This window comes from Streptomyces sp. NPDC087215 (genome assembly GCF_044744885.1).
Lineage (GTDB): Bacteria > Actinomycetota > Actinomycetes > Streptomycetales > Streptomycetaceae > Streptomyces.
Map to the genome: position 1 here is coordinate 1 of NZ_JBIUZD010000037.1, position 1,585 is coordinate 1,585.

At 67.7% G+C, this 1,585-nt stretch carries 2 protein-coding genes; both read right to left on the reverse strand.

The features are described 5' to 3' along the window. Positions 1-1,487: potassium-transporting ATPase subunit KdpB (kdpB, locus tag ACIO92_RS34110; RefSeq protein ID WP_402596829.1), on the reverse strand; the 1,487-nt coding region annotated here is incomplete at its 3' end. Then, positions 1,484-1,585 (reverse strand): potassium-transporting ATPase subunit KdpA, encoded by a 102-nt coding sequence (locus ACIO92_RS34115; RefSeq protein WP_402284416.1) that lies wholly within the window; start codon positions 1,583-1,585, stop codon positions 1,484-1,486. The genes kdpB and ACIO92_RS34115, both read right to left, overlap by 4 nt.

Below are 1,585 nucleotides of genomic sequence, written 5' to 3' on the forward strand. Positions count from 1 at the left end.
GTCAGCGGATTGTCACCCGTGATCATGATGGTGCGGATGCCCATCCGGCGCAGTTCCTCGAACCGCTCCCGCATCCCCTCCTTCACCACGTCCTTCAGATGGATGACACCCAGGACACGGGCACCCTTGCCGTCTTGCACGGCCACCATGAGGGGGGTGCCGCCGGCCTGGGAGATGGTGTCGTTGAGCTGCTGGGCGTCGTCGGTGACGGCGCCGCCGCGTTCCTCGACCCACGCCACGACCGAGCCGGTCGCGCCCTTGCGGATCTTGCGTTCCTCCACATCGACGCCGGACATGCGGGTCTGGGCGGTGAACTCGATCCACCGGGCGTGGGCGAGTTCGCCCTGGTGACGCTCCCGCAGCCCGTACTTCTCCTTCGCCAGGACCACCACCGAACGGCCCTCCGGCGTCTCGTCCGCCAGCGACGACAGCTGGGCGGCGTCGGCGAGTTCGGCGGCCGTGGTCCCCCTCACCGGGAGGAACTCGGCCGCCTGCCGGTTGCCCAGCGTGATCGTGCCCGTCTTGTCCAGCAGCAGCGTCGACACATCACCCGCCGCCTCCACCGCACGGCCGGACATCGCCAGCACATTGCGCTGGACCAGACGGTCCATCCCCGCGATACCGATCGCGGACAACAGCGCCCCGATCGTCGTCGGGATCAGACACACCAGCAACGCCGTCAGCACGATCATCGAGGTCTGCTCGTCGGCACCCGCGTAGATCGCGAACGGCTTCAGCGTCACCACCGCGAGGAGGAACACGATCGTCAACGAAGCCAGCAGAATGTTCAGAGCGATCTCATTGGGAGTCTTCTGACGCGCCGCGCCCTCCACCAGAGCGATCATCCGGTCGATGAACGTCTCCCCCGGCTTCGCCGTGATCTTCACGACGATCCGGTCCGACAGCACCTTCGTGCCACCCGTCACCGCACACCGGTCACCACCCGACTCACGGATCACCGGAGCCGACTCACCCGTGATCGCCGACTCATCGACGCTCGCGACGCCCTCGACGACATCACCGTCACCCGGGATCACGTCCCCGGCCTCACACACCACCCGGTCACCGACCCCCAGGTCCGTCCCCGGTACCCGCTCCTCACCCGTGGCCGTGAGACGGCGGGCGACGGTGCCGGTCTTCGCCTTGCGCAGCGTGTCGGCCTGCGCCTTGCCCCGCCCCTCCGCGACCGCCTCCGCGAGATTCGCGAACACCGTCGTCAGCCACAGCCAGACCGTGATCGCCCACCCGAACCAGTCCCCCGGATCCATCACCGCCAGCACCGTCGTCACGACCGAACCGACCAGCACCACGAACATCACCGGCGACTTCACCATCACCCGCGGATCGAGTTTCCGCACCGCGTCGGGGAAGGAAGCCAGCAACTGCTTCGGATCGAACAGACCCCCGCCGACCCGGCCCGCCGACGGCCTGCAACCGGCGGGTTCCTGTGTCTGTGATGACGGCCTGACAGAAGTGGGCGTGCTCATGCTGCGAGCCCTTCGGCGAGCGGTCCCAGCGCGAGCGCGGGGAAATAGGTGAGTCCGGTGATGATCAGGATCGTGCCGACCAGCAGACCGGTGAACAA